At 46.2% G+C, this 24,091-nt stretch carries 31 protein-coding genes and 3 tRNA genes; 13 read left to right on the plus strand and 21 right to left on the minus strand.

Annotated elements, in window-relative coordinates:
- Positions 1 to 4: 4 nt before the first annotated feature.
- The 6 genes from NITUZ_RS07255 to NITUZ_RS07280 form a co-directional block, all read right to left on the minus strand.
- Positions 5 to 1,552 carry an acyl-CoA carboxylase subunit beta gene (locus NITUZ_RS07255; protein WP_048196621.1) on the minus strand — a complete coding sequence of 516 codons (1,548 nt, stop codon included), beginning with the start codon at positions 1,550 to 1,552 and terminating at the stop codon, positions 5 to 7.
- A gap of 77 nt (positions 1,553 to 1,629) precedes the next feature.
- Positions 1,630 to 1,947, minus strand: a complete 318-nt coding sequence (locus NITUZ_RS07260) for a hypothetical protein (protein ID WP_155991479.1) — start codon at positions 1,945 to 1,947, stop codon at positions 1,630 to 1,632.
- Positions 1,948 to 2,009: 62 nt separating this feature from the next.
- Positions 2,010 to 3,020: a sensor histidine kinase gene (locus tag NITUZ_RS07265; protein WP_052370127.1), complete on the minus strand. Its 1,011-nt coding sequence runs from the start codon at positions 3,018 to 3,020 to the stop codon at positions 2,010 to 2,012.
- Between the two features lie 86 nt (positions 3,021 to 3,106).
- Positions 3,107 to 3,433 carry a hypothetical protein gene (locus NITUZ_RS07270; RefSeq protein WP_048196623.1) on the minus strand — a complete coding sequence of 109 codons (327 nt, stop codon included), beginning with the start codon at positions 3,431 to 3,433 and terminating at the stop codon, positions 3,107 to 3,109.
- Complete coding sequence (locus NITUZ_RS07275; RefSeq protein WP_048196624.1) at positions 3,430 to 4,587, minus strand: AAA family ATPase; 1,158 nt, start codon at positions 4,585 to 4,587, stop codon at positions 3,430 to 3,432. The genes NITUZ_RS07270 and NITUZ_RS07275 overlap by 4 nt, the downstream gene beginning before the upstream one ends.
- A gap of 9 nt (positions 4,588 to 4,596) precedes the next feature.
- Entirely contained in the window at positions 4,597 to 5,712 is a 1,116-nt protein-coding gene (locus tag NITUZ_RS07280; RefSeq protein ID WP_048196625.1) for a hypothetical protein, read from the minus strand.
- Between the two features lie 77 nt (positions 5,713 to 5,789).
- Between NITUZ_RS07280 and NITUZ_RS07285 the strand changes: the two genes are divergently transcribed.
- Positions 5,790 to 6,590 (plus strand): inositol monophosphatase family protein, encoded by an 801-nt coding sequence (locus NITUZ_RS07285; RefSeq protein WP_048196627.1) that lies wholly within the window; start codon positions 5,790 to 5,792, stop codon positions 6,588 to 6,590.
- Here NITUZ_RS07285 and NITUZ_RS07290 read toward each other — a convergent pair.
- Positions 6,585 to 7,517 carry a hypothetical protein gene (locus tag NITUZ_RS07290; RefSeq protein WP_048196628.1) on the minus strand — a complete coding sequence of 311 codons (933 nt, stop codon included), beginning with the start codon at positions 7,515 to 7,517 and terminating at the stop codon, positions 6,585 to 6,587. The genes NITUZ_RS07285 and NITUZ_RS07290 overlap by 6 nt on opposite strands.
- A 109-nt stretch (positions 7,518 to 7,626) precedes the next feature.
- On the opposite strand from NITUZ_RS07290, the gene NITUZ_RS07295 reads away from it, so the two are divergent.
- Genes NITUZ_RS07295 through NITUZ_RS10045 form a run of 3 tightly spaced genes read left to right on the plus strand, consistent with a single transcriptional unit; the run spans position 7,627 to position 8,943 of the window.
- Complete coding sequence (locus NITUZ_RS07295) at positions 7,627 to 7,836, plus strand: hypothetical protein (protein ID WP_048196630.1); 210 nt, start codon at positions 7,627 to 7,629, stop codon at positions 7,834 to 7,836.
- The gene (locus NITUZ_RS07300) at positions 7,833 to 8,339 is read left to right on the plus strand and encodes an RDD family protein (protein WP_048196631.1); all 507 of its coding nucleotides are present in this window, start codon (positions 7,833 to 7,835) and stop codon (positions 8,337 to 8,339) included. Before NITUZ_RS07295 ends, NITUZ_RS07300 begins: the two co-directional genes overlap by 4 nt.
- A gap of 10 nt (positions 8,340 to 8,349) precedes the next feature.
- Entirely contained in the window at positions 8,350 to 8,943 is a 594-nt protein-coding gene (locus NITUZ_RS10045) for a TetR/AcrR family transcriptional regulator (RefSeq protein ID WP_052370128.1), read from the plus strand.
- Between the two features lie 119 nt (positions 8,944 to 9,062).
- Here the strand turns inward: NITUZ_RS10045 and NITUZ_RS07310 are convergent.
- Positions 9,063 to 9,137, minus strand: a tRNA-Asp gene (locus NITUZ_RS07310).
- Positions 9,138 to 9,234: 97 nt separating this feature from the next.
- On the opposite strand from NITUZ_RS07310, the gene NITUZ_RS07315 reads away from it, so the two are divergent.
- Together NITUZ_RS07315 and NITUZ_RS07320 are read left to right on the plus strand one after the other, a co-directional pair.
- Positions 9,235 to 9,308, plus strand: a tRNA-Lys gene (locus tag NITUZ_RS07315).
- Positions 9,309 to 9,612: 304 nt separating this feature from the next.
- Entirely contained in the window at positions 9,613 to 9,942 is a 330-nt protein-coding gene (locus tag NITUZ_RS07320; protein ID WP_048196633.1) for a hypothetical protein, read from the plus strand.
- Positions 9,943 to 10,293: 351 nt separating this feature from the next.
- On the opposite strand, the gene argH is transcribed toward NITUZ_RS07320, so the two are convergent.
- Entirely contained in the window at positions 10,294 to 11,751 is a 1,458-nt protein-coding gene (gene argH, locus NITUZ_RS07325; protein ID WP_048196635.1) for an argininosuccinate lyase, read from the minus strand.
- A 49-nt stretch (positions 11,752 to 11,800) separates the two neighbouring features.
- Here argH and NITUZ_RS07330 point away from each other — a divergent pair, with 49 nt between their 5' ends.
- Positions 11,801 to 12,124 (plus strand): metal-sulfur cluster assembly factor, encoded by a 324-nt coding sequence (locus NITUZ_RS07330; RefSeq protein WP_048196637.1) that lies wholly within the window; start codon positions 11,801 to 11,803, stop codon positions 12,122 to 12,124.
- A gap of 1 nt (position 12,125) precedes the next feature.
- On the opposite strand, the gene NITUZ_RS07335 is transcribed toward NITUZ_RS07330, so the two are convergent.
- From NITUZ_RS07335 to NITUZ_RS07350, 4 genes are read right to left on the minus strand one after another with little or no spacing between them, the layout of a single operon-like run.
- Entirely contained in the window at positions 12,126 to 12,893 is a 768-nt protein-coding gene (locus NITUZ_RS07335) for a succinate dehydrogenase/fumarate reductase iron-sulfur subunit (protein ID WP_048196639.1), read from the minus strand.
- Positions 12,894 to 13,241: a succinate dehydrogenase/fumarate reductase transmembrane subunit gene (locus NITUZ_RS07340; RefSeq protein ID WP_048196641.1), complete on the minus strand. Its 348-nt coding sequence runs from the start codon at positions 13,239 to 13,241 to the stop codon at positions 12,894 to 12,896. It abuts the gene before it with no gap.
- Position 13,242: 1 nt separating this feature from the next.
- Positions 13,243 to 13,674, minus strand: coding sequence for a succinate dehydrogenase/fumarate reductase transmembrane subunit (locus NITUZ_RS07345; protein ID WP_048196642.1), 432 nt, complete (start codon positions 13,672 to 13,674; stop codon positions 13,243 to 13,245).
- On the minus strand, positions 13,675 to 15,387 hold the full coding sequence (locus NITUZ_RS07350; protein WP_048197038.1) for a succinate dehydrogenase/fumarate reductase flavoprotein subunit: 1,713 nt from the start codon (positions 15,385 to 15,387) through the stop codon (positions 13,675 to 13,677).
- Positions 15,388 to 15,485: 98 nt separating this feature from the next.
- Here NITUZ_RS07350 and NITUZ_RS07355 point away from each other — a divergent pair, with 98 nt between their 5' ends.
- Positions 15,486 to 15,980 carry a PadR family transcriptional regulator gene (locus tag NITUZ_RS07355; RefSeq protein WP_048196644.1) on the plus strand — a complete coding sequence of 165 codons (495 nt, stop codon included), beginning with the start codon at positions 15,486 to 15,488 and terminating at the stop codon, positions 15,978 to 15,980.
- 22 nt (positions 15,981 to 16,002) lie between these two features.
- Here the strand turns inward: NITUZ_RS07355 and NITUZ_RS07360 are convergent, their stop codons facing one another.
- Positions 16,003 to 16,788 carry a hypothetical protein gene (locus NITUZ_RS07360; RefSeq protein ID WP_048196646.1) on the minus strand — a complete coding sequence of 262 codons (786 nt, stop codon included), beginning with the start codon at positions 16,786 to 16,788 and terminating at the stop codon, positions 16,003 to 16,005.
- Between the two features lie 112 nt (positions 16,789 to 16,900).
- Here NITUZ_RS07360 and NITUZ_RS07365 point away from each other — a divergent pair, with 112 nt between their 5' ends.
- Positions 16,901 to 17,776 carry an isocitrate lyase/PEP mutase family protein gene (locus tag NITUZ_RS07365; RefSeq protein WP_048196647.1) on the plus strand — a complete coding sequence of 292 codons (876 nt, stop codon included), beginning with the start codon at positions 16,901 to 16,903 and terminating at the stop codon, positions 17,774 to 17,776.
- Positions 17,777 to 17,783: 7 nt separating this feature from the next.
- On the opposite strand, the gene NITUZ_RS07370 is transcribed toward NITUZ_RS07365, so the two are convergent.
- Positions 17,784 to 18,071 (minus strand): AlbA family DNA/RNA-binding protein, encoded by a 288-nt coding sequence (locus NITUZ_RS07370; RefSeq protein ID WP_048196650.1) that lies wholly within the window; start codon positions 18,069 to 18,071, stop codon positions 17,784 to 17,786.
- A gap of 96 nt (positions 18,072 to 18,167) precedes the next feature.
- Here NITUZ_RS07370 and NITUZ_RS07375 point away from each other — a divergent pair, with 96 nt between their 5' ends.
- A complete protein-coding gene (locus NITUZ_RS07375; protein ID WP_048196651.1) occupies positions 18,168 to 18,698 on the plus strand; it encodes a HEAT repeat domain-containing protein in 531 nt (176 codons plus the stop codon).
- A gap of 4 nt (positions 18,699 to 18,702) precedes the next feature.
- Here NITUZ_RS07375 and NITUZ_RS07380 read toward each other — a convergent pair.
- Positions 18,703 to 18,776, minus strand: a tRNA-Ala gene (locus NITUZ_RS07380).
- 125 nt (positions 18,777 to 18,901) lie between these two features.
- Between NITUZ_RS07380 and NITUZ_RS07385 the strand changes: the two genes are divergently transcribed.
- On the plus strand, positions 18,902 to 19,744 hold the full coding sequence (locus NITUZ_RS07385) for a ferredoxin--NADP reductase (protein WP_048196653.1): 843 nt from the start codon (positions 18,902 to 18,904) through the stop codon (positions 19,742 to 19,744).
- A gap of 259 nt (positions 19,745 to 20,003) precedes the next feature.
- Positions 20,004 to 20,348: a hypothetical protein gene (locus NITUZ_RS07390; protein WP_048196654.1), complete on the plus strand. Its 345-nt coding sequence runs from the start codon at positions 20,004 to 20,006 to the stop codon at positions 20,346 to 20,348.
- On the opposite strand, the gene NITUZ_RS07395 is transcribed toward NITUZ_RS07390, so the two are convergent.
- The 5 genes from NITUZ_RS07395 to NITUZ_RS07415 form a co-directional block, all read right to left on the minus strand.
- Positions 20,345 to 20,743: a cupredoxin domain-containing protein gene (locus tag NITUZ_RS07395; protein WP_081844914.1), complete on the minus strand. Its 399-nt coding sequence runs from the start codon at positions 20,741 to 20,743 to the stop codon at positions 20,345 to 20,347. The genes NITUZ_RS07390 and NITUZ_RS07395 overlap by 4 nt on opposite strands.
- A gap of 106 nt (positions 20,744 to 20,849) precedes the next feature.
- Positions 20,850 to 21,239 (minus strand): type II toxin-antitoxin system VapC family toxin, encoded by a 390-nt coding sequence (locus tag NITUZ_RS07400; RefSeq protein WP_048196657.1) that lies wholly within the window; start codon positions 21,237 to 21,239, stop codon positions 20,850 to 20,852.
- Entirely contained in the window at positions 21,236 to 21,454 is a 219-nt protein-coding gene (locus NITUZ_RS07405; protein WP_048196658.1) for a hypothetical protein, read from the minus strand. The genes NITUZ_RS07400 and NITUZ_RS07405 overlap by 4 nt, the downstream gene beginning before the upstream one ends.
- 93 nt (positions 21,455 to 21,547) lie before the next feature.
- The gene (locus NITUZ_RS07410; protein ID WP_048196664.1) at positions 21,548 to 23,029 is read right to left on the minus strand and encodes a cytochrome b; all 1,482 of its coding nucleotides are present in this window, start codon (positions 23,027 to 23,029) and stop codon (positions 21,548 to 21,550) included.
- Positions 23,010 to 23,609, minus strand: a complete 600-nt coding sequence (locus NITUZ_RS07415; RefSeq protein WP_048196666.1) for a twin-arginine translocation signal domain-containing protein — start codon at positions 23,607 to 23,609, stop codon at positions 23,010 to 23,012. The genes NITUZ_RS07410 and NITUZ_RS07415 overlap by 20 nt, the downstream gene beginning before the upstream one ends.
- Positions 23,610 to 23,926: 317 nt before the next feature.
- Between NITUZ_RS07415 and NITUZ_RS09865 the strand changes: the two genes are divergently transcribed.
- Positions 23,927 to 24,082 (plus strand): type II toxin-antitoxin system HicA family toxin, encoded by a 156-nt coding sequence (locus NITUZ_RS09865; protein WP_244443840.1) that lies wholly within the window; start codon positions 23,927 to 23,929, stop codon positions 24,080 to 24,082.
- Positions 24,083 to 24,091: the final 9 nt, after the last annotated feature.

The raw sequence follows: 24,091 nt of genomic DNA on the forward strand, positions 1-24,091 counted from the left end.
TCGCTCACAGGTTGATGTTTCCGTGTTTTCGAGGAAGTTGTTTGTCGCGTTTGTTTGCAAGCATCTCAAGTGCCTTTATGAGCATCGGTCTTGTCTGAGCAGGATCAATTACCGCGTCCACCGAGCCGTTAGAGGCTGCAACATACGGGTTGGCAAACTTTTCGTTGAACTCTGCTGTAAGCTGCTTTTTTAGCTCCTCTGGGTTCTTTGCTGCATCAAGATCTTTTTTGTTCATGATCTTGACTGCTGCTTCTGAACCGAGCACAGCTATCTGGGCCGTAGGCCATGCATAGTTGATGTCGGTTCGAAGGTTCTTGCTTCCCATTGCTATGTAGGCACCTCCGTACGCCTTGCCTACTACGAGTGTGATCTTGGGCACTGTTGCCTCGCAGTACGCGTACAGCAGCTTGCTGCCGTGCCTTATTATCCCGTTGTGCTCCTGGTTGGTTCCTGGCATGTATCCGGGCGTGTCGACAAAAGTGATTATTGGAATGTTGAACGCATCACAGAATCGAATAAACCTTGATGCCTTGTTAGAAGAGTCTATGTCAAGTGCCCCTGCAAGGTATAGCGGCTGGTTTGCCACTATTCCAACTGTCTTTCCGTTCAGCCTTGCAAATCCCACTATGACATTTTGCGCAAACAGTTCATGCACCTCAAAGAACGTGCGGTTGTCAACTACAGAGATGATGATTTCTTTCATATCATAGGGTTGTAGGGAGTTCTCCGGTATTTTGTTGATAAGGTTGTGGTCCATCCTGTTCGGATCATCATCAGTCTGCACAACAAGAGGTTCCTGCGCATTGTTTGATGGTATGTAGGAAAGAAGCGTCTTTATTTTATCAAAGCAATCATATTCATTTTTTGCGACAAAGTGAGCAACACCGCTTTTTGTTCCGTGTGTCATGGCTCCTCCAAGGTCTTCAAATGAGACCTCCTCCCCAAGAACAGTCTTTACTACTTCCGGTCCTGTAACATACATGGTTCCTGCCTTTTCCACCATTATTACAAAGTCAGTCATAGCAGGAGAGTACACTGCACCACCTGCGGAAGGGCCGATGCTTGCAGTGATCTGCGGTACAACTCCTGATGCAAGCTCGTTATGGTAGAAAATGTCGGCAAATCCGTCAAGACTTAGTATGCCCTCCTGGATTCTGGCTCCTCCCGAGTCTATTATTCCTATTATTGGACAGCCTGTGCGCACTGCATGATCCATCAGCTTTGTTATCTTTTTTGCCCCCATCTGGCTGAGCGTTCCTCCAAGCACGGTAAAATCATATGCGAATACAAAGACCTGCCTACCAGCAACCGTACCATAGCCTGTAACCACACCGTCCGTGAAGAATTTCTTTTTCTGCATGTCATACTCGTAATAGTGGTGAGTCACAAGTGCGTCAATCTCAGTAAAGCTTCCCTCGTCCAGCAATAATGATATTCTCTCCCTTGCTGTCAGCTTCCCCTTTTCGTGTTGGGCTATGATTCTGTCCTGTCCTCCTGCAGCCAACGCAGTCTTTTGTTTTTCTAAAAATTTTTCAATTTTATCTGAATGCATACAGCCCGCATTTATGGAAATGCCAGAGGCTATATTAATTTAAGATTTCAGGTTAACGTTCCAGCCAGATCGCATCTCTATTCCCTTAGCTTGTCCCTGCCGCCTTTTGCAGTCCTAAAGACATTCATGCCGATGTGATAATTCTCATAAAGGTATTCAAGTGTCTTTAGATCTTCTTCTGCCTGACGAATTTGGGCTTGGCTTGCTTCCGGGTCCGCCTTGAGCCTTTCCAGCCGCTCTAGTTTTTCCCTTCTTAACTGCGCTATTCCGACCTCATAGTTTGATGTTCCCTCGTATTCTGGGCTCAGCACGTGTGTGGGATTGTATGGAGGTACTTGGTATTCGATTTTTTGCTCCTGCTTTGCTGTCTCCATCTTGGTGCTCTCATCTGCCATTACACTAGGCTCCATCAAGTCAGATTTTAATCTTTTAGATAAGGTATGAGCGCACTTGTGCGCTAGCTCGGCTCGGATTTTGGAAGCGTTATGGTAAAGGTCGTAGGCCCATCCCTAACGGAAATCGAGCCTCCGTGATCCTCAATTATCTTCTTGCATATTGGCAGGCCCAGCCCCGTTCCGTCATTTTTTGTGGTAAACAGTGGCTCGAATATTTTTGGCAAAAGCTCTTCATTTATGCCCTTTCCTGTGTCGCTTATCTCTATTTTCGTCTCGTTCTGGCCATCTATAATGCTGAATGTGATCGTGCCTCCGTTTTCCATTGCCTGTATAGAGTTTTGGATCATATTTACAAACACACGCTGCATTTTGTTGGCATCGCAAAACAGCATAACATCATCTGATGGCATGTCTATTCTCACATTATCCGGTTTTTGGATATATGAAAGTGATTCTTCCAGTATCTTCAAAAAGCTGACGCTTTCGCACTGTATTGGCGACTCTCTGAGAAAGTTCAGAACGTCGTTGAGCTGATTGGTTATTCCGTACACTGCCTTTTCCATCCTGTTTAGCGAGTCAAGCATCATGGTATCCTCCTGTTTTGAGTATCGTAGCTTCAAAAGGTCCACCTGTACCTTGATGACGTTGAGCGGATTTCGTATGTCGTGCGCCATTTTAGATGAAAGATGTCCCATGATACTGAATTTGTCATTTGTGAACATGCTTGACTTGCGGTTAAGCTCTGCATCAAGCATAGACTGTTTTTCTCTGAACAGTTTTCTTGCGCGCTCAAGGCTCTGCGACTGCTTTTTTATCAGCACCTGTATGTTGGCAATTGCCTTTTTTTCTTCCTCTATAAGATCAGTAACGGTAGCAATACGGTCCTTCTTTTTTCCCTCAAATATCTTCTCTTCCTGATTTTTTACAAGCTTGGAAAACTCTGTTATCTCCTGTTGTGTGTCTGTTTTACCGCCTTCTGTTTCTCCAGGATCAGGCGGCGTCTTTGAGAAAAAGATCACTCTTCCATCCCTGTTTTGGGCTTCCTCGCTTTTCTTGTTGATGAACTTTGCCAAGTAATTTTTATGTTGTTTGTATGGTTTGATATGACCTAATTTGATCAAAACGATGAGCTTGCTTTGAGAGGCCCCTCAGCGGATTTTCAGTCCGAGTTCATCTCAAAGACAGGAAACCCCTTCATTACGGCTTTCTTGTATGCCAAATACGGATCCTTGGAATCAAGACAGTTTTTGCACACACACATTCCTGAGACCGCTTCCCTGTCGCAGTCATCCTGAAATTCGCACCTTGCGCAACCTGTCGGACCGCCACATATTGCGCAGTTCAGCTCCTTTATTTCCTTGGCAGCGCACCTTTCGTGTTTTACTCCCGCCCCCTTGGACCACAGTCCTATCTCGTTTACCTCGATTTTCTGGTTGCACACTATGCAGGTGCCGGGAAACTTCATTGCTATTTTGCGCCAGCTCATCTTAAAAGTTCCATCTCTTTTTGTATTGTCTCCTCGTATTCGGAGCCCAGATCAAGTTCTAGCTTTTTGTTCTTGATACAAAACAGTACATACTGGAAGAAAAACGTCGCAAACGTGCTCCTTGATATGTGAAATTGTTTAGCTAGAGCGCCAGAGATCTCTTTTATCTTTTTGCCGTCCCACCTTATCCTATTAAGCGTGGGCCAGGGCAGGTTGTACTGGGAGTACTGTACAGGTATGCCCTGCCCATATAGATCCAGGAGTATGTTATCAAGGTAACGAAGAAGTCTCCATTCTTGCGTTCTCATTATTCTTCCGTAAAGCACGTCTGCTCGCGAGATGATATCAAGCATGCGCGCCATCTCTTTTGCCGCAAGGCTGCTTGTCACTATGCTGGAATAGAACGCCGAGATCTTTTCTCTCGGATCAATTCTCATAGAATACAGGACGGCCTGTGCTTCCTCCCTTGACTTTGCCTTAAAGAATGCACCAATCGCAGATTCTACATCCAACATTTCAAATGATTTCTCAGTCGCAGGCTCAAATCCAGACACGTTTGCCTGCGCTATGTTCAAGAGCGAGCGGATATCCCCCCTTGACTCGGTGATTATTTTTATCATGGCACCCGGGCTCAATTTTGCCCCTTCTTCTTTGAGTACCTTGTGCAGGTAAAGCGCAAGCAGTCTTGGAGGCAGTGGCTTGAGATGGATAGTCTTTGTTGCTTTTTTTATCGACCGCATCTTATCTGACTGCTCAGAGTTGGCTGCAAGTATTATCGGCACCGTGGGCTCCTTTAGTATGTCAATTAGAGCCTCTGCACCACCAAAGTCGGCCCTCCCATGTATTCCATCTACCTCGTCAACGAAAATCAGAGCTCTTCCAAGAAGTGACGTGTTTCCAAGTAGCGGTGCGAGTATCTCCTTTATGTTGGCCTTGTTTCTCACATCGCTTGCGTTCAGTCCCACAAGATCGTATCCGAACTCTTTTGCAGCCACCTTTGCAAGCGTGGTCTTGCCTATGCCAGGCGGTCCCACGAGCAGTATTGGCTTTGTTCCCTTTTTCCATTTGGCAAGCCATTCAACAAACGACTTGCGCGCCTCCTCGTTGCCAACCATGTCTGAAATTTTCTGCGGGCGGTATTTTTCAGACCACATCATATGCTATTACCTCGGAAGGTTTGCAGACAGCTCTGACCATATGTTGAGCTTGCCTAGCTGGTTGTACCAGTACTGGTTGTAGTGTTCTACAGTAAGGAACAGGAATTCCAGGAATTCAGAGTGTGTAAAGTCCTTTGGCAAAAGCTCCATTGCAAGCCTTGCATCAGAAAGGTACAGTTCACTTTTTTTCATTGTAAAATCAAAGCCCTGCTTCACATCATTTGTTAGTAGTGTATAGTATAATGGCCATGATGGCACCTTGACAAACTTGTTTTTTATCGAGTCCTCTATCTCGTTGCCGCATCCGACGCATTCTGCAGCCCTTGCCATCCCAAGGTAGAATAGCTCCCCTAGCGGATTTTTTGCAAGTGCCATGTTCCTGCCAGCAGTACCCATTACTGCGCGATATTTTTTGTAACATTGGTTCATCTGCTCTTCTGTTATCTTTCTTGGGTTCATCTTTAGCTTGGCGTCTATGTACTGACCAAGTCTTGCATCCTTGAATCCGTCCTCGAACTCCTGAAGCACCTGCTCACCTGCCTTGGCAATCTTGGCCCGGGCAATCTTTAGAATGTATGGGTTCATAAGCTTGTAATCATCAAGATATTCAAGATCTTCGTCTTTGTCAATTATCCTGTCCATCGGCTCGCTCAGATCTATTGCGATTATGTGTCCATCCACCAAATCTTGGCGCATTTGCGCATCCTTGTTGTTATGGTATGCTGCAGCTGCATCATAAAGGGCGTTGAATACAGGAAGCGTCATCTTGACAAAATTTGAATTCAGAATTCTAAGTACCCTGTCCCTGAGGATCTCGCGGTTTTCCAGCCTTGATTTTATTGAAGGGATTTGTGAGTCCTGCAGTGTTATCTCCGTGGTACCGACCTCCTGCGCAAACTCTGTTTGCGTGGATGCCGGTGATGCGTCACTTTTTATCTCCCGTAGCAGATCGTCTGTGAATCTTTCTGCAAACTTGGGAAACTCTGCCTCTGCTTCCTCCTTATACTGGCTGAACAGTCTAAAGCCCTTTGATTTGAAAAGCCCCTGCTTGATTATCTGCTTGCCTGATTTTGTAGACATTAGAGCTTCTTTGCTTACAACCGATTGGTCCTTGCCGCTCACAAGAACACGACTCTTTTGTGATTATTTATCCTTTCAAGACTTTCTTAGATTAAATTACGAAAAACTATAGACATGGCGTGCAACCAATCAACGTTCTCAAGGAGGCATCAAAACTTGTGTATGAAAACGTCAAGGGTCTGGCCGGCACAAAGGCCGCCGCAAAAGATCATGGCGTAGGAGCTGGTGGCGACATTTCAAGAAAGATAGACGTTGTTGCAGAAAAGACTGTCCTTGACTATCTGAAGAAAATAAAGTTCGAATGCATTGTGCTCGGCGAGGAATGCGGTAGAGTAGAGCTTTCAAAAAATCCGAAAGGTTTTGTCATAATGGATGCAATAGATGGCTCTGCTAACGCAGTACGCGGAATTCCATTTTTCTGCTGCTCTCTTGCGTTTGCAACAGAGGATAAGCTTAGCTCAGTTACTGCTGGGGTGGTAACCGACCTTTCTACAGGTGATATGTACTGGGCTGCAAGGGGCAGGGGGGCCTATTGTAATAGTAAGAGAATTCATGTGCATAAAGAAAAACCGGTTTACAAGATAGTCGGGATTAATGTCTCAGGGGCAAAGCCGAGCCTCATAAAGCGCATACAGCCGCTCTTTGAGAATTCCAACCACGCAAGGCATTTGGGCGCAAACGCACTTGAGCTTGCACTGTTCTCACGCGGACTGATTGACATCTACATAGACCTGCGCGAAAAGATTCGTGTAACTGACATGGCCGCAGGATACCTTATAGCAAGGGAGGCGGGCGGCAAGATTTTGGACAAGAACCTTGAGAATCTTGACTCTGATCTTTCCTACGATACCAGATTATCTTTTATCGCAGCTGCAAATGATGAGCTGCTCAAGGAGATATTGCAACAGATAAAACTATAGCACGAGCCAGCCGCGCTCTGCAAGTATTTGTGCAGTTTCCGGCCTCACACACGCGCTAGACTGCTTTGTCGCCTTTTGTATCAGCACAAGACCGTCATTGCACAGCACGTTTTCAGGCAGGATTCCACCTGAGATCTGTTGTATTGGCGATGGCGGTGCAGTCTTTGATACCAGAATTGTTGCAGTGTAATCTCCTGCAGGTTGCGAGCTTGTTGGATACGGTGTAACATCAGTGAGCATTATAGAATACCTTTGCACAATCTCTTCGCTGCTGCCGCTTCCAGTGTTAATTAGTGTAAACTGGCCCATATCTGCATCATAATAAGTCACACTCACAATTGCCTTCACATCGCCTGCATGTATGCATGTCACATCTGATGGGCACCTCGAGTCCTCAATTCTTTTTAGTGTTATTTGCAGGCCTTCTGATTCGAAAACAGCGCTCTGGTCCATACCAATCTGCACTTGCTTGCCAAGCTGGGCAAGTATGGGCAAATGCTGATGCTTTAGTACAAATTGATTGTTGAGCTCATCCCACTGCCCGTCCGTTACTGCAGATATTACTATTCCCTCTGATATTAGCAGGTCCATTTTGTGATGAGTTATCACTTGCGTGAGTACTTGGCCTTCCCTGTCTCCAAATCCGCCGTGTGCAGAATCAAACGATATTTGCACCCTATACTGCACTGGAAATGACTCCATGGCATGAACAGAGTCCACCACTAGTGTGTCCTCCATGCCGTCAAATGCAAATGTCGAACTTGATCTTACAAAATCAAGTGCAATTTGGGTTACTTGTGCAATCTCTGCATCCTCTAAAGGAATCTGTGCTGGCTGCGTCTCTTCCGCATTCTGCGCCATGCCATGTACAGGCCAGAAGATTGCCGCTGTAATTACTGCTGCAAGCAATAGTTTTTGATTTCTCATTTCCTAGGATAGGGAGTGTTTGGTTTATAACCTTTGATTAAAATAGAATTGAACCAAACTGACCAGTCAGTCAGTTATATTTTTATATCTGAACATTTGACCCTGACTGATGAATCCTCAAGTGATCCAGACATCCAAGATATGGATGAATTCTCAAATGTTCAAAAAGCCATACGTTCTGAGAATTTACGGACCCAAGTTTCCCCACCTGAGATTTTCTTGTCCTGCATGCGGATCACTTGAGGTGTTCATATCCTGGCACGGTCAGCAAAATGACGGTGTGTGCTTTGATTGCAGTTACGAGTGGAGTAGGGCATGACAGAGAACGGAATCAGGGAGATTCGGATTGCAAAGTGGCGCGATAGGTTCTTTGCGTGGCTTGTTGATTTTGTCATTATTTGGATAGGAATATTCACTGTGCATTCGATTTTGGTATTTGCACTGTGGCCTGGAGATCTTTTCTGGATGGGCGGGGTGAATTTTGAACACCAACCAAGGCTCTGGGCAGCGCACGGATTCTTCTTTGGAATTGGCTCCAGTCTGACATTTTTCGTCTATTGGGCAATACTGGAATTCAGATACGGACAGTCGCTTGGAAAGAAAGTGCTTAACATCAAGACAGTAAACCTTGATGGAGGCCCCATATCAGTAAAGCAAAGTCTTGTGAATAGCTTTGGCAAATCGTTTTTGTTTGTGATTGACGTCATACTAGGGCTCTTGCTGACAAGAAAAAATCGCCAGAGAATATTTGGCAGGCTTGGCAACTGCATTGTAATAAAGATGGAAGAGCCAGAACCGAGCGTTTCATATAAGATGGACTGAGCGTGTCTTTATGCCAAAGGTATCTGAGGAACACAGGGCAAAGATGAAAGGCCTCATTTATCAGGCTGCGCTCAAAAACTTTTCAAAAAACGGCTATGCCAACACCAAGATGGACGATATTGCCAAAACTGCAGAGGTAAGCAAGGGAACTTTGTATCTGTACTTTCAGAGCAAGGAAGACCTGTTCTATCATATGTGCAAGCAGAACCAACAGACGCTAATGGAGATAAGAGAAGGCCTCTTTAAGAACAAATCAAATCTTGCATCTGATCTGGGCAAGTTTTACGACGATATGGTTGCAAAGGAAAAGAACACCGAGAGAGCTTGGCTTGAAGGGGTGACAGAATCACTGCACAACAAAAAGATCAAGCAGATGATAATCCAGCAGAGAAAAAATCTCGACGAGATTGTCACAGAGTTTCTAAGGCAGATGAGGACGGATGGTGGATTCTTCAGGGACGATGTTGATCTTAGAGCTATTGCCCGAGGCATGATTGCACTTTACAACGGCCTTACCGTCATGAGGGTGACAAACAAGAACGATGAGACCATAAAAAGCGCATGGGTCAAGACCATGCACGCTATAATCACAGGGTCCGGATGATCTACGGGTGGGCCTTTGAGCACTCTAATACAACAGACATTAAAAGAAGAAATACCCAGTCCACCATACCATTACGCAAAAATCATTTTTAAAGATTGATTAGCTCAAAGATTTGAAGGCGCCCTTGGCGGGATTTGAACTCGCGTCTCAGCCGTGACAGGGCCGAATTCTAGACCGGGCTATACTACAAGGGCGCTAGATTTTGTGTTTGAATTTCCTTTTTTAAAGTTTCACAATTTGCAGAATTGCCTAGTAAAGGCCTAAATTATACACAATTTGCAGAATTGCGAAGGGTTCGTAGCTCAGCCAGGTAGAGTACCGGACTTTTAATCCGGCTGTCCGGGGTCCGAATCCCCGCGAACCCGCTAAAATTTTTACACCAATCCAAAATTCCCTGATTTGTTCAACTGGAGGCGTAAAACTCTCAAGATTTCCTATTCCTGAGGGCATTACCTGTTCGTAGTCGCCAAAAGAATGCCACGTTCAGGATTTTCAAACTGGAAAAGAAGCTTGTAGACAAACATCAGCACGAGGAGCTAAACGATGTGATCAGATTCGTTCAGGAGATTCCTCTTTCAAAAATACCAGAGTTTGTCAAAAAGGAAATTTAGGCATGATTATTTGTCCCTATCAATTAAGTTTTTTGGAATCAGTTGTGAAGTTGCCGATATGTCGTATCCCCAGCCACGCATTAGTTTTGAAACACTTGATACTGTACTCACGAATGCCACATGTATACTAGCATCATCACAGGAAGAAAAAATGCAAAACTTGACCAAATCCATAACGCCGTCTCTTGTCGCCGTTTTGATGTTGACTGCATTTGCGGCTTATCCACAAGTAGTATTTTCAGATACCCCAAAGGAACTATACAACAAGTCAGTTTACGAATCTGAAATAGAGTTCACCGACACCGTTGTTAAAGCAAGAATACAACTAGAGAAGACACTAGAAGAACTCAATGATGAGCAAAAGCGCCAAGAAGTAAAAAACATTTGATCAGATTATTGCCAACGCAAAAAAAATCAGAGATAATAAAATAGCACAAGCCCAAGAACAATACAACAAGTCACTGACTAAACCAAGCCAGACCGATTTGAAAGATGCAAGACTGCCTATCAAAAGGCAGTACTTGATGCACAGAAAACCTACCAGAAGGCAATCTCAGATGCAAACGGTGATGAGACAAAAATAGCTAAAGTCCAATACAACGCGGCAATAGAAAAGGCTACAAAAGAATACGAGCTTGTAAAATCAGGCGGATCATAAAGTGGTACAGCGTCTGGCTGTACCTTTTTTAAAATGAGATGTTGCGTCTTGCGGTATTGCTAATTTTTCTGCGATTACACATTATTTTATTATCGAGTGGATCTTTACAGAAAGTCCTTTGAGTGCAGCATCCACATCGGCTGCCCTTTTTGTCGTTCCCGAGCGATATGCCTGGGCCTTTGCACGCCTGTCTGCAACCATCCTCTTTTGCTCTGCAAAGCCAGACGAGCCCCTTGACACTCTGCCCTCCAGTGAGGTATTGATATCAATTGAGGAGATTACCTTGAGCAGTTTCTTTGGCTCTATTTGCTTCTCAGTTAGCGACTTTTTGATTTCCGCCAAACTCAGTTCAGATAGCGATTTGTTTGAGCGGTGGGCAGTGTGCACCAGCTGGCCTACTATCTTGTGTGCAATCCTGAACGAAATCCCCTCGTTTACAAGTGCCTCTGCAACATCAAGGGCGGCAAGGTAGCCGGAGCCGGCCACTCTTCTCATCTTTTGCTTGTTTACATGCAAAGTTGCAAACATGGAATTGAGCACCACCAGGGCCGATACGGCTATTTTCGATGTAGAGAAAACTGACGGCTTGATCTCCTGCAGGTCCCGTCCATACCCTGAGGCAAGCCCCTTGAGTGTGGTAAGCACTGCCACCAGATTTCCAATCACCCTTGCAGCCTTGCCGCGCGTAAGCTCTAAAATATCCGGGTTCTTTTTTTGCGGCATCACACTTGATGGTGATGAGAATTTATCTGACAACTCTACGAACGCAAACTCTGAGGTAGACCAGATTATCAGGTCTTCTGCCATCCTGGAAAGACCGGTCATTAGTATTGCCACATTGCTTGCATACTCGGCTATCACGTCCCTGCCGCTTGTGGCATCAATCGAGTTCTCCACCAGCCCCTTAAAGCCGAGCATCCTTGCAGTGCTGTTCCTGTCAATAGGTATGCTTGTTCCGCCAACAGGGCCTGCGCCAAGAGGCGACTCGTTAATCCTTCCATAAGTGACATACAGCCTGTCAAGGTCGCGGAACAAAGAGTCTGTATACGATAACATAAAGTGTGAAAATGTACCTATTTGCGCCTGCTGAAGATGTGTATAAAGCGGCATTGGCGTATCAGTGTGCTTTTCTGCAACAGATACCAGTGTATCTATCAAATCCAGTATGCACTTGCATAATATGTTTGTGTCATCGCGTACCTTCATGCGCAGATCAAGTGCCACCTGGTCGTTCCTTGACCTTGCAGTATGCATCTTGCCTCCGATCTTCAGGCCGATCTTTTTTACCACACGTGATTCTATTAATTCATGAATATCTTCTGCATCAGATGAGGACAGATTTTCTTTTTTTATTTTCTCAAGGGCTGCAAGAATTTTTTTTGTCTCCACTTTGCTCAAAATTTTATTTTCATGCAGCATCATCACATGGGCCTGACTCCCGATGATATCATACATGGCAATCTCAGAATCATCGGAAATCGATGAGACATAGTCTAGCGTGAACTTGTCCAAGCTTTGGTCAAAACGCGACCGATACATCAAACTAGCAATTATAATGGTTATATATAGCATGAACGATTTGTTGTTTATGACTCAGGATTTACAAGAGTTGAGACGAAAGATCTTCGATGAGCTTTCAGGAATTGTAGACCCTGAGATAAACACGTCAATTACAGACCTTGAGCTTGTAGACAATGTGGATATAGAAGGCTCCAACGTCAAGGTCGACTTGCATCTCACAAGCCCCTTCTGTCCTGCAGTGTTCGGCTTTAAGATAGCTCAGGACATACACGATAACCTGCTAAAGCTTGACGGCATCAATGACGTCAAGGTAAATGTCTCAAACCATTTTATGGCAGAGCAGATAAACAACCAGGTAAACAACAGCCCTAACCCGAAAAAGCCAAACTAGATCATTTTTTAAATCCTAACAGATATCCCCGTAAAAGCTGAATTCCCATTGCAGGGTCCACGCCCTTGGGGCAGACCTGGCTGCAAGAGCCGGCAAAGTGGCATCTCCATATCCCGTGCGATTCGTCTATTATCCTGAGTCTTTTGTCCTTGCCCTTGTCCCTGTTATCTGCCACGTAGCGGTACGCCTGGGCAAGCGCCTGCGGCCCCAGAAATGACGAGTCAGTTGCCATAGTTGGGCACGCCGAATTGCACAATCCACACTTGATGCAGTTTGCAAACTGGATGTATTCTTCAAGCTGCTCCGGCGTCTGTGAGAACTCTTTTGTCGGGGATGTGATCTCCGAGTCCTCTCGTACCACAAATGGCATCATCTTTTTGTGGTTTGATATTAGCTGCTTTAGGTCAACTACAAGATCCCTTACAACAGGATAGTTGTTCATCGGCTCTATTGTTATTACATCCGAGTTCAGCTCCGATATCTTGGTAAAGCACGCAAGTCGCGGCCTGCCATTTATCTTCATTCCGCAAGAGCCGCACGAGGCCTGCCTGCAAGAGTACCTTACTGCCACAGAGTGGTCAAGGTGCTTTTTGACATCAAGTATGGCATCAAGCACGGTAGTCCACCTCTCGTATGGCACCTTGTAGTCTGCAAACTGCGGGGCGGAATCGTGCTCCGGGTTGTATTTGGCAATTCGCAAAGTTACAGTCCTTGATGATGATATCTCTGTTGACGAGTCTTCCCTTGCAATATCGCGCGTCTGGCTCATCTATGTCATCCCCATGCTTGCCATCAATATAGTCCTTGAACCATACGCAATAAGGCCGCCCATTGCAGCGATGCAGCCGTATGTCACTGCCTTCTCGTATGATCTTCCCTGCTTTAGCTCAAGCAGTATGACCCTCAGGCCGTTAAAGCCGTGCACTGATAATAGCACCAGTATGAGCTCGAGCATTATCGCATAAGGGACGAACTTGTAGTTTGCAAGCACGTTCTCATAGTGCAGTGATTCGGAATAGTCCATCATCGTAATTCTAAATAAAATATGCACTGCTACCAGCACTACTGCGCCAAGCGCCGTGGCATAGTGTATTTTCATCACAGTGCTTTCTCGCATTCTATTCACCAAACAGTACGGATGCCCCGTACATCATTGCAAGTGCGGCAAGCCCGATTGATGCGTAAATGCAGAGCTTGTGCATGTTGTTCTGCGATGCCGGAATGTAAGGATAGTCAGGCCTTGCCGGCTTGCCTACGCCGATTCCTCCGTGGCCCAGCATCACGCGTATCCCGTTTGCAGTATGAAATACGCACATTCCTATTACAAGTGTAAGCAGTACGTGTCCTTCGGTTGTCTGCGTCATCTCTAGCATCGAGTCCCATGCATCCTTGCCGCTCAGAATCGAGCTTGTCTCGTAGATGTGGCCGATAAAGTATGCCAGCAGACCTAGCCCCGTTATCCTCATCAGCCAGTATGCGAGCCTTTCTATTCCGTATCGGCCTGGGTTTGCCATTCCCTTGATGCCTTCCCTGTTTTCGTTTCGCTTCATCTAGTATTTTCTCTCCACCGGTTGGTACCTTGTAATGGTTACTGGGTGCTTTTTCATAATTGGACCTTTTGGATCATAGTATGCAAGTGTGTGGTGTAAAAAGTTTGCATCGTCCCTCTGCGGATAGTCAAGTCTTGCATGCGAGCCTCGCGATTCTTTTCTGTTGATTGCGCCAATAAGTACGACCTCTGCCACCCTGAACATAGAGTCAAGCTCCATCACGTTGGTAAAGTTTGTGTTGTATTCTTTTGCCTTATCATCTACGTGCTTCCATGTCCTTGCTCTCAGGTCCTGGAGTTTTTTTAATCCCTCAACAAGCTCGCTTTCGGTTCTGAACACGTACGCCTTTTCGTTCATTATATCTGTGAGCTCCTGTCTTACCTCGTATGGGTTGTACTCTCCCTGTCCCCGGAAGATTCCATCGTAGATTCTCTTTTCCTCAAGCGTCACAAGATGATACGGAAACTGCGATGAGTGTTTGGCGTTCATTGCATACTTTGCTGCAAGCTCGCCGGTTATTTTCCCCCACACTATGCACTCTGAGGTCGAGTTGGCCCCGAGTCTGTTTGCCCCATGAACGCTGTTGCATGCTGCCTCGCCTGCGGCCCACACGCCCTTTAGCTCCGTTGCGCCGTCTATGTTAGTGTGTATTCCCCCCATCATATAGTGGCATACTGGCCTGATGTCCATTGGCTCCTGTGCCGGATCTATTCCGGAAAACTTGATGCTAATCTCTCGTATGGCGCCTAGCTTTTCCCTGATTACCGCATCTCCTACATGTCGCAGGTCAAGCTTCATGCAGTCAACGCCTGTCTCGTGCTGAAAGCCGCGGCCTTCCCGTATTTCTGTCATTATCGCTCTTGATACTATATCCCTTGGTGCAAGCTCCATCTTGCTTGGGGCGTATCTTTTCATGAATCTCTCGCCGTCCTTGTTTATCAGGTATCCACCCTCCCCCCTTGCCCCCTCTGTGATCAGTATTCCGGAGGGAAGTATTCCTGTAGGATGGAACTGGACAAACTCCATGTCCTTTAGTGCAAGCCCTGCCCGGTACGCCATGTCAAGGCCGTCCGGGGTCGATGATAACGCATAAGTTGAAAAGCTGTAGATTCTTCCTGCGCCGCCAGTCGATATTATCAGTGCCTTTGCCTTTATGGTGTAAAACGTTCCGCTTGAGAGCTCGATTGCAGTCACGCCAAGGAACTGCTGCCCATCATGGATTATGCTTGTGACAAACCACTCGTTTAGAAATTCTATGTTGTCAAACTTTTGGCACGTATCATAGAGTGTCTGCATCTCAAAAAATCCGACCTTGTCTGATGCATAAGTTGCACGCGGAAAGCTGTATCCTCCAAAGTTTCTCTGTCCTATCCTTCCGTCCTTTCTTCTTGACCAGGGCATGCCCCAGTGCTCCAGCTGGTAGACCTCGCGCGGCATCTCCTTGCACAATCGCTCTGCCACGTCCTGGTCTGCAAGAAAGTCGCTTCCCTTTACGGTATCGTAAATGTGAGACTCTATGGTGTCACCTTCCTCCTCAAACAGTACTGCGGCAGTTCCGCCCTCGGCAGACACTGAATGCGAGCGCATCACCTGCACCTTTGATACTACCCCGATCTTCAGCGACGGGCCCGTCTTTGCAGCCTCGATTGCTGCGCGCAGTCCTGCAAGGCCGGAGCCCACTATAATCAAATCATACTCTAAGGAATCGACCATGGCTATCTTTTGCTTCAAAAAATCGCCTAAATATGTGTTGAAACTGGATTTTTCGGATCGCAGAATGCTTATATTTATCGCTAGCGATATCGCTAGTGATGGCATCAGACTGGCTGCAGCGCGTCGCAAGCTCCGTGCCAAGGGGCTTCTCAAGGTATTACATCCTGGAGCTGCTGCAGGCAAAGCCGCACACCGGAAAGGAGATCATCGATGCTGCCGTGGAACAAAGTGAAGGCAGGTGGAGACCCTCGCCCGGACTAATCTATCCGCTTCTTGGCAGGCTTTTAGATGAGGGGCTGATTGAAGAGTCAAAGGACGGCAAGTACCAGATAACAAAGAAGGGCCGCGCCACAGCGGACGACATAGAGGCGGTAGGCAAGATAGTGAGGAATCAGCTTGACGTGCTCATGAGGGTCAAAAATGTAGGCAGGTTCGTGGCCATGGACCTGATAGAGAGGATGGGCATGATGGCATCAGTTCTCGGCCAGAACAGCTCAAAGATGACAAAAGAAGAGCTGCAAAAGTACAGAAAGTTTCTCGAGTCGGAGCTGCGCAAGCTTGACGAGAACGAGAAAGAAATCAAGATAGAGTAAAAATAAGAAAAAGGTTGTAAGTCTAGTTTGCCAGGCCCAAGTTCTTTAGAACTTTGGCTGTGAACGGATAGACACATGCGGGCGCACCGTTTGATGTGCGGAATATCAGCTCCATTCCCTGTCTGCATTCTACGTTTTGCGGTTTGACGCCGCTCTTTACCTGTTGCAGTGGTGCAGGTACATCCCTTGCAGGCTCTGCTGGCTTTTCAACCATCGACTTTCCAGTTACTGCTATTGCGTCAAGGAAGACGTTGGTCCTTGAGCTTCTGCTCTCATCCACAGTCTGAATCAGTATTGCAGACGCATCAACTGGCTTGGCAACGACAAAAGAGAATTCCAGGCTTGTCGTGAACTGGTCAATCGGTGTCGGCTTGACAGAGACGTCCTTTAGGATGCCTTCTGGGTCAACAAGACTGACACTTTGCACTCCTGTGAAGGCCTGGTTGTATATTATTGTGGCAATCTCGTTCCTGTTGCGGTCGTCCTTATAGTCGGCAATTGATAGCGCAACCTCTCGTATTCCGGATATTCCGTTGTTCTCATGTACTATCAGGGTTGCCTTTACTTGTCCGCCGGTCTTTACGTTTGTTGTGGTGACAGTCTGGATTTGGTGGGCAACATCAAAGGCTCTGCCGTTGATTGTCAATCCCTTTTCCACGACTCTCTGTCCGTTGTCCAAGACGCCAAGTGTTGGCGCTTCGCAGTCTCTGCTACAGTTTGCATTTTCTGCATACACGTTAACTGTTAGCAATGATACTGATGACAGCATAGCAGCAGCTATTAGCAATGTAAATAGTGCCTTTATCATTGGCTAAACTCGAGCCCAGACGTAATTAAATCCTATGTAGGATACGTACCTGCCTGTATTCTGATCGGCCTCCTATGGAGAATCGATAAATAATTCTCGTCTGTGATCCTGTTTGTTGAATATCAGAAAGCTCATCAGCAGGCCAGGGCCGCTTGTCATCCCCGGAGTGTACGATGCCATCGGCGCAAAGATAGCTCAGAAGGCAGGATTTGAGGCAATGTTCCAGACAGGGTACGGCACGTCTGCAACTTTGTTTGGGATGCCCGACTATGGATTCATCGGAGCGACGGAAACTGTAGATAACGCAAGAAGAATTTGCAGGGCAGTATCGGTGCCTGTAATAGTGGACTCTGACACAGGATACGGAAACGCGCTGAGTGTCTGGAAGCTTGTAAGCGAGCTTGAAAGTGCCGGGGCTGCAGGGATGTTTCTTGAGGACCAGAGGTGGCCCAAAAGGTGCGGCCACATGGCAGGCAAGGAAGTTGTGGAAAAGGAAGAGTATGCAGAAAAGATCCAGGCTGCGCTAGATGCAAGACGCAGTAAGGACTTTGTCATAGTTGCGCGGACCGATGCTAGGGCAACAAGAAGCCTTGATGAGGCAATAGAGAGGGGCAGATACTACAGGAAGATAGGTGCCGACATTGTATTTGTCGAGGCGCCAAAGACCATAGATGAGATGAGGCAGATAGGCAAGGCCATCAACGCCCCCCTTGTGGCAAACATGATAGAGGGCGGTGCTACGCCCCTGATACCATCAAAGGAGCTTTACAGGATGGGCTTTAAGATAGTGCTGTACCCGCTCTCGGTGCTATATGCCAACACGTTTGCCACTATGCGGGTGCTCAAAGAGCTAAGAAAATCCGGCACAACATCAAAGGTAGGAAAAAATCTTGTAAGCTTTGATCAGTTCAACGATATTGTCGAGCTTCCAAAGTTCAGGAACCTTGAGCTGCGCTACAAAAGTGAGAAAATAAAAAAGTACAAGTAAAGAGACCTTAAGGTGCGTTTCTCTTTACTTCGATTTCGATTGTCGATACGTTTCGTGACTTACCGTCTTTTGATTCGAGCTGTTCAGAGCCTATCTTTATTTCGCCTATAGAGTATCCAGCATTCTCTGTCTTTCGCGAGATGATTTGTGCAACGTCTACTGCACGTCCTATGCTGAGTCCTCTGGCTTTGATATGCACTGCTGGCAAGTTCGCCAATTGAATGAGCGTGGATGTTACATACGCCATCAAAGGTTTCTTGCCAATGAAAATTACGTCTCTGTTTTCGCTGGACATGTCATCATAGGAATATTTGGATAATTTAAAGCTAAAACGGATTTTGCGTGCATATTCCAAAATTTCTTATTTGCATTGCGGCAATACCAATCTAAAATGAGCTCATTTGAGCGGATTTGCAAGATATTGAGGGAAGGAACAAAGGATGAAAAGAAAAAGATGCTCGAGTCGCTCTCCCAGACGGACGATCCCAAAATAATAGACAAGATAGTATCAAGGCTTGATGATGCTGACATTGAGATAAGGGGTGAGGCGTTCAGTGCATTATTGCTAAACAGTAACGAGATATCTGATATTCTGGTAAAAAGTCTTGGGCATCAGAGCAAGAACGTCAGGGGGTACCTGGCGCTCGTTCTTGCCAACAGGAACTCGCATGAGGCCATACCGTCTATAATCGCACTTGCAGATGATCAGAGCGCGATGGTAAGATCTTGTGCAGTTGGTGCCCTAGGACACCTGAAGGCGCGCCAGGCAGTGCAGACAATAGCAAAGTGCCTTGCCGATCCGAACATCGAGGTCAGAAAGAGTGCGATTAAATCAGCAATAGACATAGGCAGCCCCGACCTGCTTGAGAGCGTTGAGAGTGAGGATCCGGAGATAAGGCAGATGCTAGAGTCGGTAAAATGATAAATGGACCGGGAGGGATTTGAACCCTCGATCTCACCCATGCCAAGGGCGTATCCTACCAGTCTAGACGACCGGCCCAATTAACCAGAAAACTTCTGATCGATTACCAAGCTGTAGACTGATTATTTACGTTTAGCTAGAAGTGGAAAAAATTGATTATCAACTAACATAAAATATTTAACCGTCATAGCCGAGGTCTGTCTGTGGTTGTAGAAAACAAGGCTACCCTTACTTATGTTCAACTACTAAAAGAGGACTTGGCTATTTTCAGGCTAGTTCCAAACGACGGCATCATCCCTGACTACAAGGCAGGACAGTTCATCACAATAGGGATGAATGTGCCAAGCGAGGGAAAGGTCATCAGGCGCGCGTATTCCATTGCATCACATCCTGAGAATAAAAAATTCATCGAGCTTGTAATCAGGTGGGTAAGAAAACCATTACCTGGCAGGCTTACAACACAGCTGTTCAACGCAAAGGAAGGCGATGAGGTAACATGGGTCAAGCCAACGGGCGCAGCACTGCTCATCAATGACAAACTCCCGGACGGCAGAAAAGATGAACGACGTATAGTATGCCTTGGCGGAGGAACCGGGATTGCCCCATTTGTCAGCTTTGCGCAGCATTTGCACGCAATAGGTGATAAAAGGGAGATTGTTGTGCTGCATGGGGCAAGCTATGTCGATGAGCTAAGCTACAAGCAGCTTTTCACTGATTTGGAGATGGAGAGCATAGACAGGGGACGTGACAAGTGGAACTTTAGATACCGCGCCGCAATAAGCAGGCCGCAGGAATGGTTTAACAGGTCGTGGAGCGGCCAGGCAGGCAGGGTGGAGACTTTTCTTAGATCAAAGGACGGTGAGCCCTCGCCCCTTGAGCAGATGATAGGAGAAAAGGTCACGCCGCAGAACACAATGTTCTACATATGTGGCTGGCAGGGAACTATAGATGGCTGCATGGACTATCTTGGGGCAAAGGGATTTGTCACCGAGAGAAACAAGCGTCCTGACGGAAGCTTTGAAGTAAAGTTCGAGTCGTACGGGTAAGACAATTCATTTTACTCTCATATTGTTAGGTTGAGAGTTTGCAACATGCTATGCATTGAATCTGTCATTCTAAAATTATGGAATAATGCGATAAAATCTAGAGCATTCTTATTACTGTGAATTAGTATAGCCTAAGCAATACAGGTCACTGCTAAATTTGCCTACCAAAAATGCGGGAATTGCTATTGGCATTTTGCGGGCCAGTGGCTTGTTTTATTTTCAAAAATTATTTATCAGAAAAAGAGCTGCCAGAGTGTAATTGAAGGACATCCTCATAGAAATGAACAAGAGCATCAGACCGAATGTCGAGTTTTCAGGTGCCATTACGGTAAACTATGCCGGAAACTACGACTCGGTAGTGCTGAACACCCAGATACTTGACTCCAATGAGCTGATGCTGTTTACCTCGCTTAACGGCAAAAAGATCTCATCGAGGAGCTCGCGCCTTTTTATCAGCAAGGACGTCATGCTTCAGAACAGGGCCGAGTTTTCCGCCATAATTACTTTTGAGCCGCAAAAAAGGTACGAGGTCAAATTCCGGGCATCAATAATAGAGCAGCACAAAGAGGTTGAAAGTGACGTGTTTTTTGCAGAGCTTGCCTAGAATCTCTGCTTTGTTACAATCAGCTTGCCCTTCATCCACGGGTGCGGTTGACAATGGTATTCTATTTCGGTGTCCTCTGTGAACAGGAACTCGTATGTCTCCCCCGCCTTTATGACCCCTGGCGAGCCAAACTGACCGCTGTACGAATCGGCCACATTGTGGTCTGGCGTAACAGTATGCGGCGTATCATCAGAGTTGTGCCAGATAACTTTGTTGTCTATTCCAAGCTGTATGTTGACAAGCTTTGGCACAAAGTTGTCCTTTTGGTCCGGAAGTGCGGATCCGGGGATTATGTCAATTTTTGTGACATCGACCGGCTCTAGTATTTCGTGCGAGACTGACGGCTTTGCCGATTCTTCTGGAAGGTAATACATTTGATAGTATCCTATTCCCATTGCAACGCCGACAATGACTGCTATTATGCCAATCCCATATGCATGACTTGATGTTGGGGTATTGCTCAACGATTTTTTGGGATGTTGTAATTCTTATAAAGCTTGCCTAAGAAAAGTCGTATCTCCAGTGATTAAAGATCGCCGCCTGCTTTTTATCAAATGTCAACAATTCCACTCTCATCTCTTTTGCAAGTGCGACAAACATGGTGTCGTAGACAGGCACTTTGGTTTTTACCGCAAAATCATATGCATTTTTCATAGTTTCAACTTTTGGTGTCAGGAGTTGTATTGTGCCGGAGGATATCAGATCAAAAAGTGCATCCACTATAGGTTGACCATCTTTAATCCGTCTTAGCAATGTTTGGTGTTTCCATACAGCATTTAGAATCTCATGCAGACCATAACTAGCAGTACAGACAATCTGATCATCGAATAATGAGGCGTTGTTGAAAAGTCCTTCCACGATATAACTTGTATCTGCAACTACGACTCTCAACGTGTATCTCTGTCAGCTCTTATCATGGCAACTATTTCTTCAGTTGTAGTCACACGGTTTTTCTTTTGGTATTCTTTTAATTTTTTCAGAGTTTCCACGGATTTTTTGTTGTTAACGTACAGGCGTATTGCCTCCCTCACAACATCAGATATTTTACCATATTTTTCAAGTGTCGATTTTTCCTCATCAGATAATCGCACATTTATTGTTGCCATACATTACGTATTACGCAGTGTAATATTTTAACATTAGATGCGACCAAAAATATCAATCCGACGAGGATCTTGTAACAAAATAAGATGGAAGAATTATTTTGACTCGGGTTTTGGAGCCTCGCCTGGGAGCTCCTTTGTCTCTTCCTGCTTTATTTCGGATGGCTGCGGTGCCTCTATCTGCGGCTCTTGTGTCTGTGCCGGTGGCGGTGGCGGCGGCCTTTTTGCCTCACTTAGTGCATACCTGTATACGTGGAACAGTCCTGCAAACACTATCAGTATCAGGCCGGTAAAGAACAGCGAGAGGTTGTTCAGTCCAGTGATGGCCGCATTGTAGGCGGCAATGTTCAGGTATACTTGGAACGCGATGAGGCCGACGATTATCCAGTTGAGCCACTTTTGTGAAAGTCTTATCTCTGCTACCTGCTTTGGCCCCTTTTCCTTTCTTAGCTTTGCCTTGCGCTCTGCCTCCTGGGCCATTTTTATCATCATGTAGCTGAATCCAAAGCCAAGTGGCACCAATAGTATCATGACCAGATAGAAGAAGACAGGGTCAATTACCAGCCTTTGCACCAGTGGAATGGTAGTGTCCGGAGGGATGTAAAAGCCCCAGTATGTGGTCACCATTATCTGGGCAATTCCTGTTATTCCAAATGCCGTGATAATCGGTCTGTCCTTCCATGAGAACTTTTTGTATCTATCCATGAATGGTATTAGCAATAACGCCCCTATGAATAGGCCTGGCCAGAGCACTCCCGTTACGAACTTGTCATACTGGGTCCTCAAAAAGGCGTAAAGACCCGTCAGGTACCACTCTGGAACTGTGATGCCGGGCGGCACGGTGGGCTCGAACTTGAAGCCCATGTCAATTGGGAATACTCCTCCCGTTATCAGTATGGCCCCAGAAATTGCCATGACCATCGGCACGTCAAATACCAGAAATCTTGGAAAGTGAACAGCCATAAGTCCGAGCATCACCAGTGGCAGAATGAACACGTGCTGCGCGTAGAATCTTAGCACAAAGTCGGAAAATCCCGAGCCGAACATGGCATCGCGTATGGTGGGCCCAGCTATCGGTATAGAGTTGGTAAGTGATGCAGCTATGCTGATTGCAAGCTCGGCCCTCTCTGAGAATATTATATCGTATCCTGTGAACGCCTCAAGTATTGTCACGGTACCCAGTATGACACCTGTTACCCAGAGGACTTCGTTTCTTATCTTGTATCGCCCGCTGAAATACTGGTAATACATGTGCAGTATGGCAAGCAACACCATGGCGTTGGAGCCGTGGTAGTGGATGTTTCTTATGTGGAATCCGTAGGGAACTACGTTGTTTATCTTCTCTACGCTGTCCCAGGCCCTATCAAGTATTGGCATGTAATAGAACATTAGCAGCGCGCCGGAGATCCCAAGTATTACAAATACGATGAATGTGAGCATTCCTAAAAATCCGAACGGGCTGACAAATCTTGATGGGAACGAGAATTTTATTCCAGTGAATATGGTCCTCTCAAGGCCGTCCCACAGCCAGTAGAAAAAGTTGACTGCGCCTGTGCGCCTACTTAACGAAACGGCCATACCCCACTACTCCATTTTCATTTGGCGAGAACTTTGCTGGAAGAATCCAGAGATCCCCGCTGGCATCTGCCTCCAGTTCCAGTTTTGCCAGCGTGTTTGACGGTGGCGCCTGAAGCGATGCAGGTCCTGCAAATGCAGTCCCAGTCAGAGGATTGTACATGCTTCCATGGCACGGACACTCACCTCTCTTTCTTCCCTCTTGAGGCCAGTACTTCCACAGGCACCACAGATGAAGGCAGACCATGCTGTATGCTCGGAACGAGCTCACATCATTTTTCTCGCCGCCAAGTTCTGCAGGAAGCCTGATGAACTGCCATTTCCTGAATGCCTCCTCATCTAGCACCCTGTCCCCGGTTTGCGGGTACGTAATGACTTCGGCATGATTTACTGGAAAAGTGTTAACATTTGCCTGGTTTCCATCAGGTAAAATTACCGGTACCTTTTCTAGTTTTGCAGCGTCCGGGTTTGGCATGAACTTGCCCCACGGAACAAATGGGGCAAATGTGAGCGCAGTTCCTGCAGCACCCATGAGCTTTAAAAAGTCCCTTCTTGATAGTGTACTAGGGCTTTGTTCAGGCATGTACGTTCTTACGTCAAATGGGCTGTCAAATAAGCCTTTTTTCGATCCAAGATTGGTAATAAGGGAAAAGTGATAACAGTATACAGACAGCCAAGGTAACGGTAAATAATCAGGATATCATATCAAGGTAACATTTGATAAAAATGAGAAGTTTGCTACACTGGTCAGTGTCTAGAGTTCCCTAATACCATCTAAAGGAAAAACCATTAACGAGCTGAAGAAAAACATGAGAGATCATAGAGATATGCTAGAACCCGTGCCAGATGAAATAGTAAACAAAATTGAGTCGCCTAATCATATTGGCGTGAATCGGGGTTTTGCAGAAATTCGGGTTTTATGCAGTACGACAGCGCGGCAGTCACATCACCATGTACTGTGATGGAAGACCGGTTCCAGTACCAAATGATCCAATAGCGGAAGGAGCCTTGAGGGCGATCTTGGAAAAGATGGCAAAAGCAAGGAAGATTTTCTAAAAGATTGTA

The sequence above is a fragment of the Candidatus Nitrosotenuis uzonensis genome (genome assembly GCF_000723185.1).
Taxonomy (GTDB): domain Archaea; phylum Thermoproteota; class Nitrososphaeria; order Nitrososphaerales; family Nitrosopumilaceae; genus Nitrosotenuis; species Nitrosotenuis uzonensis.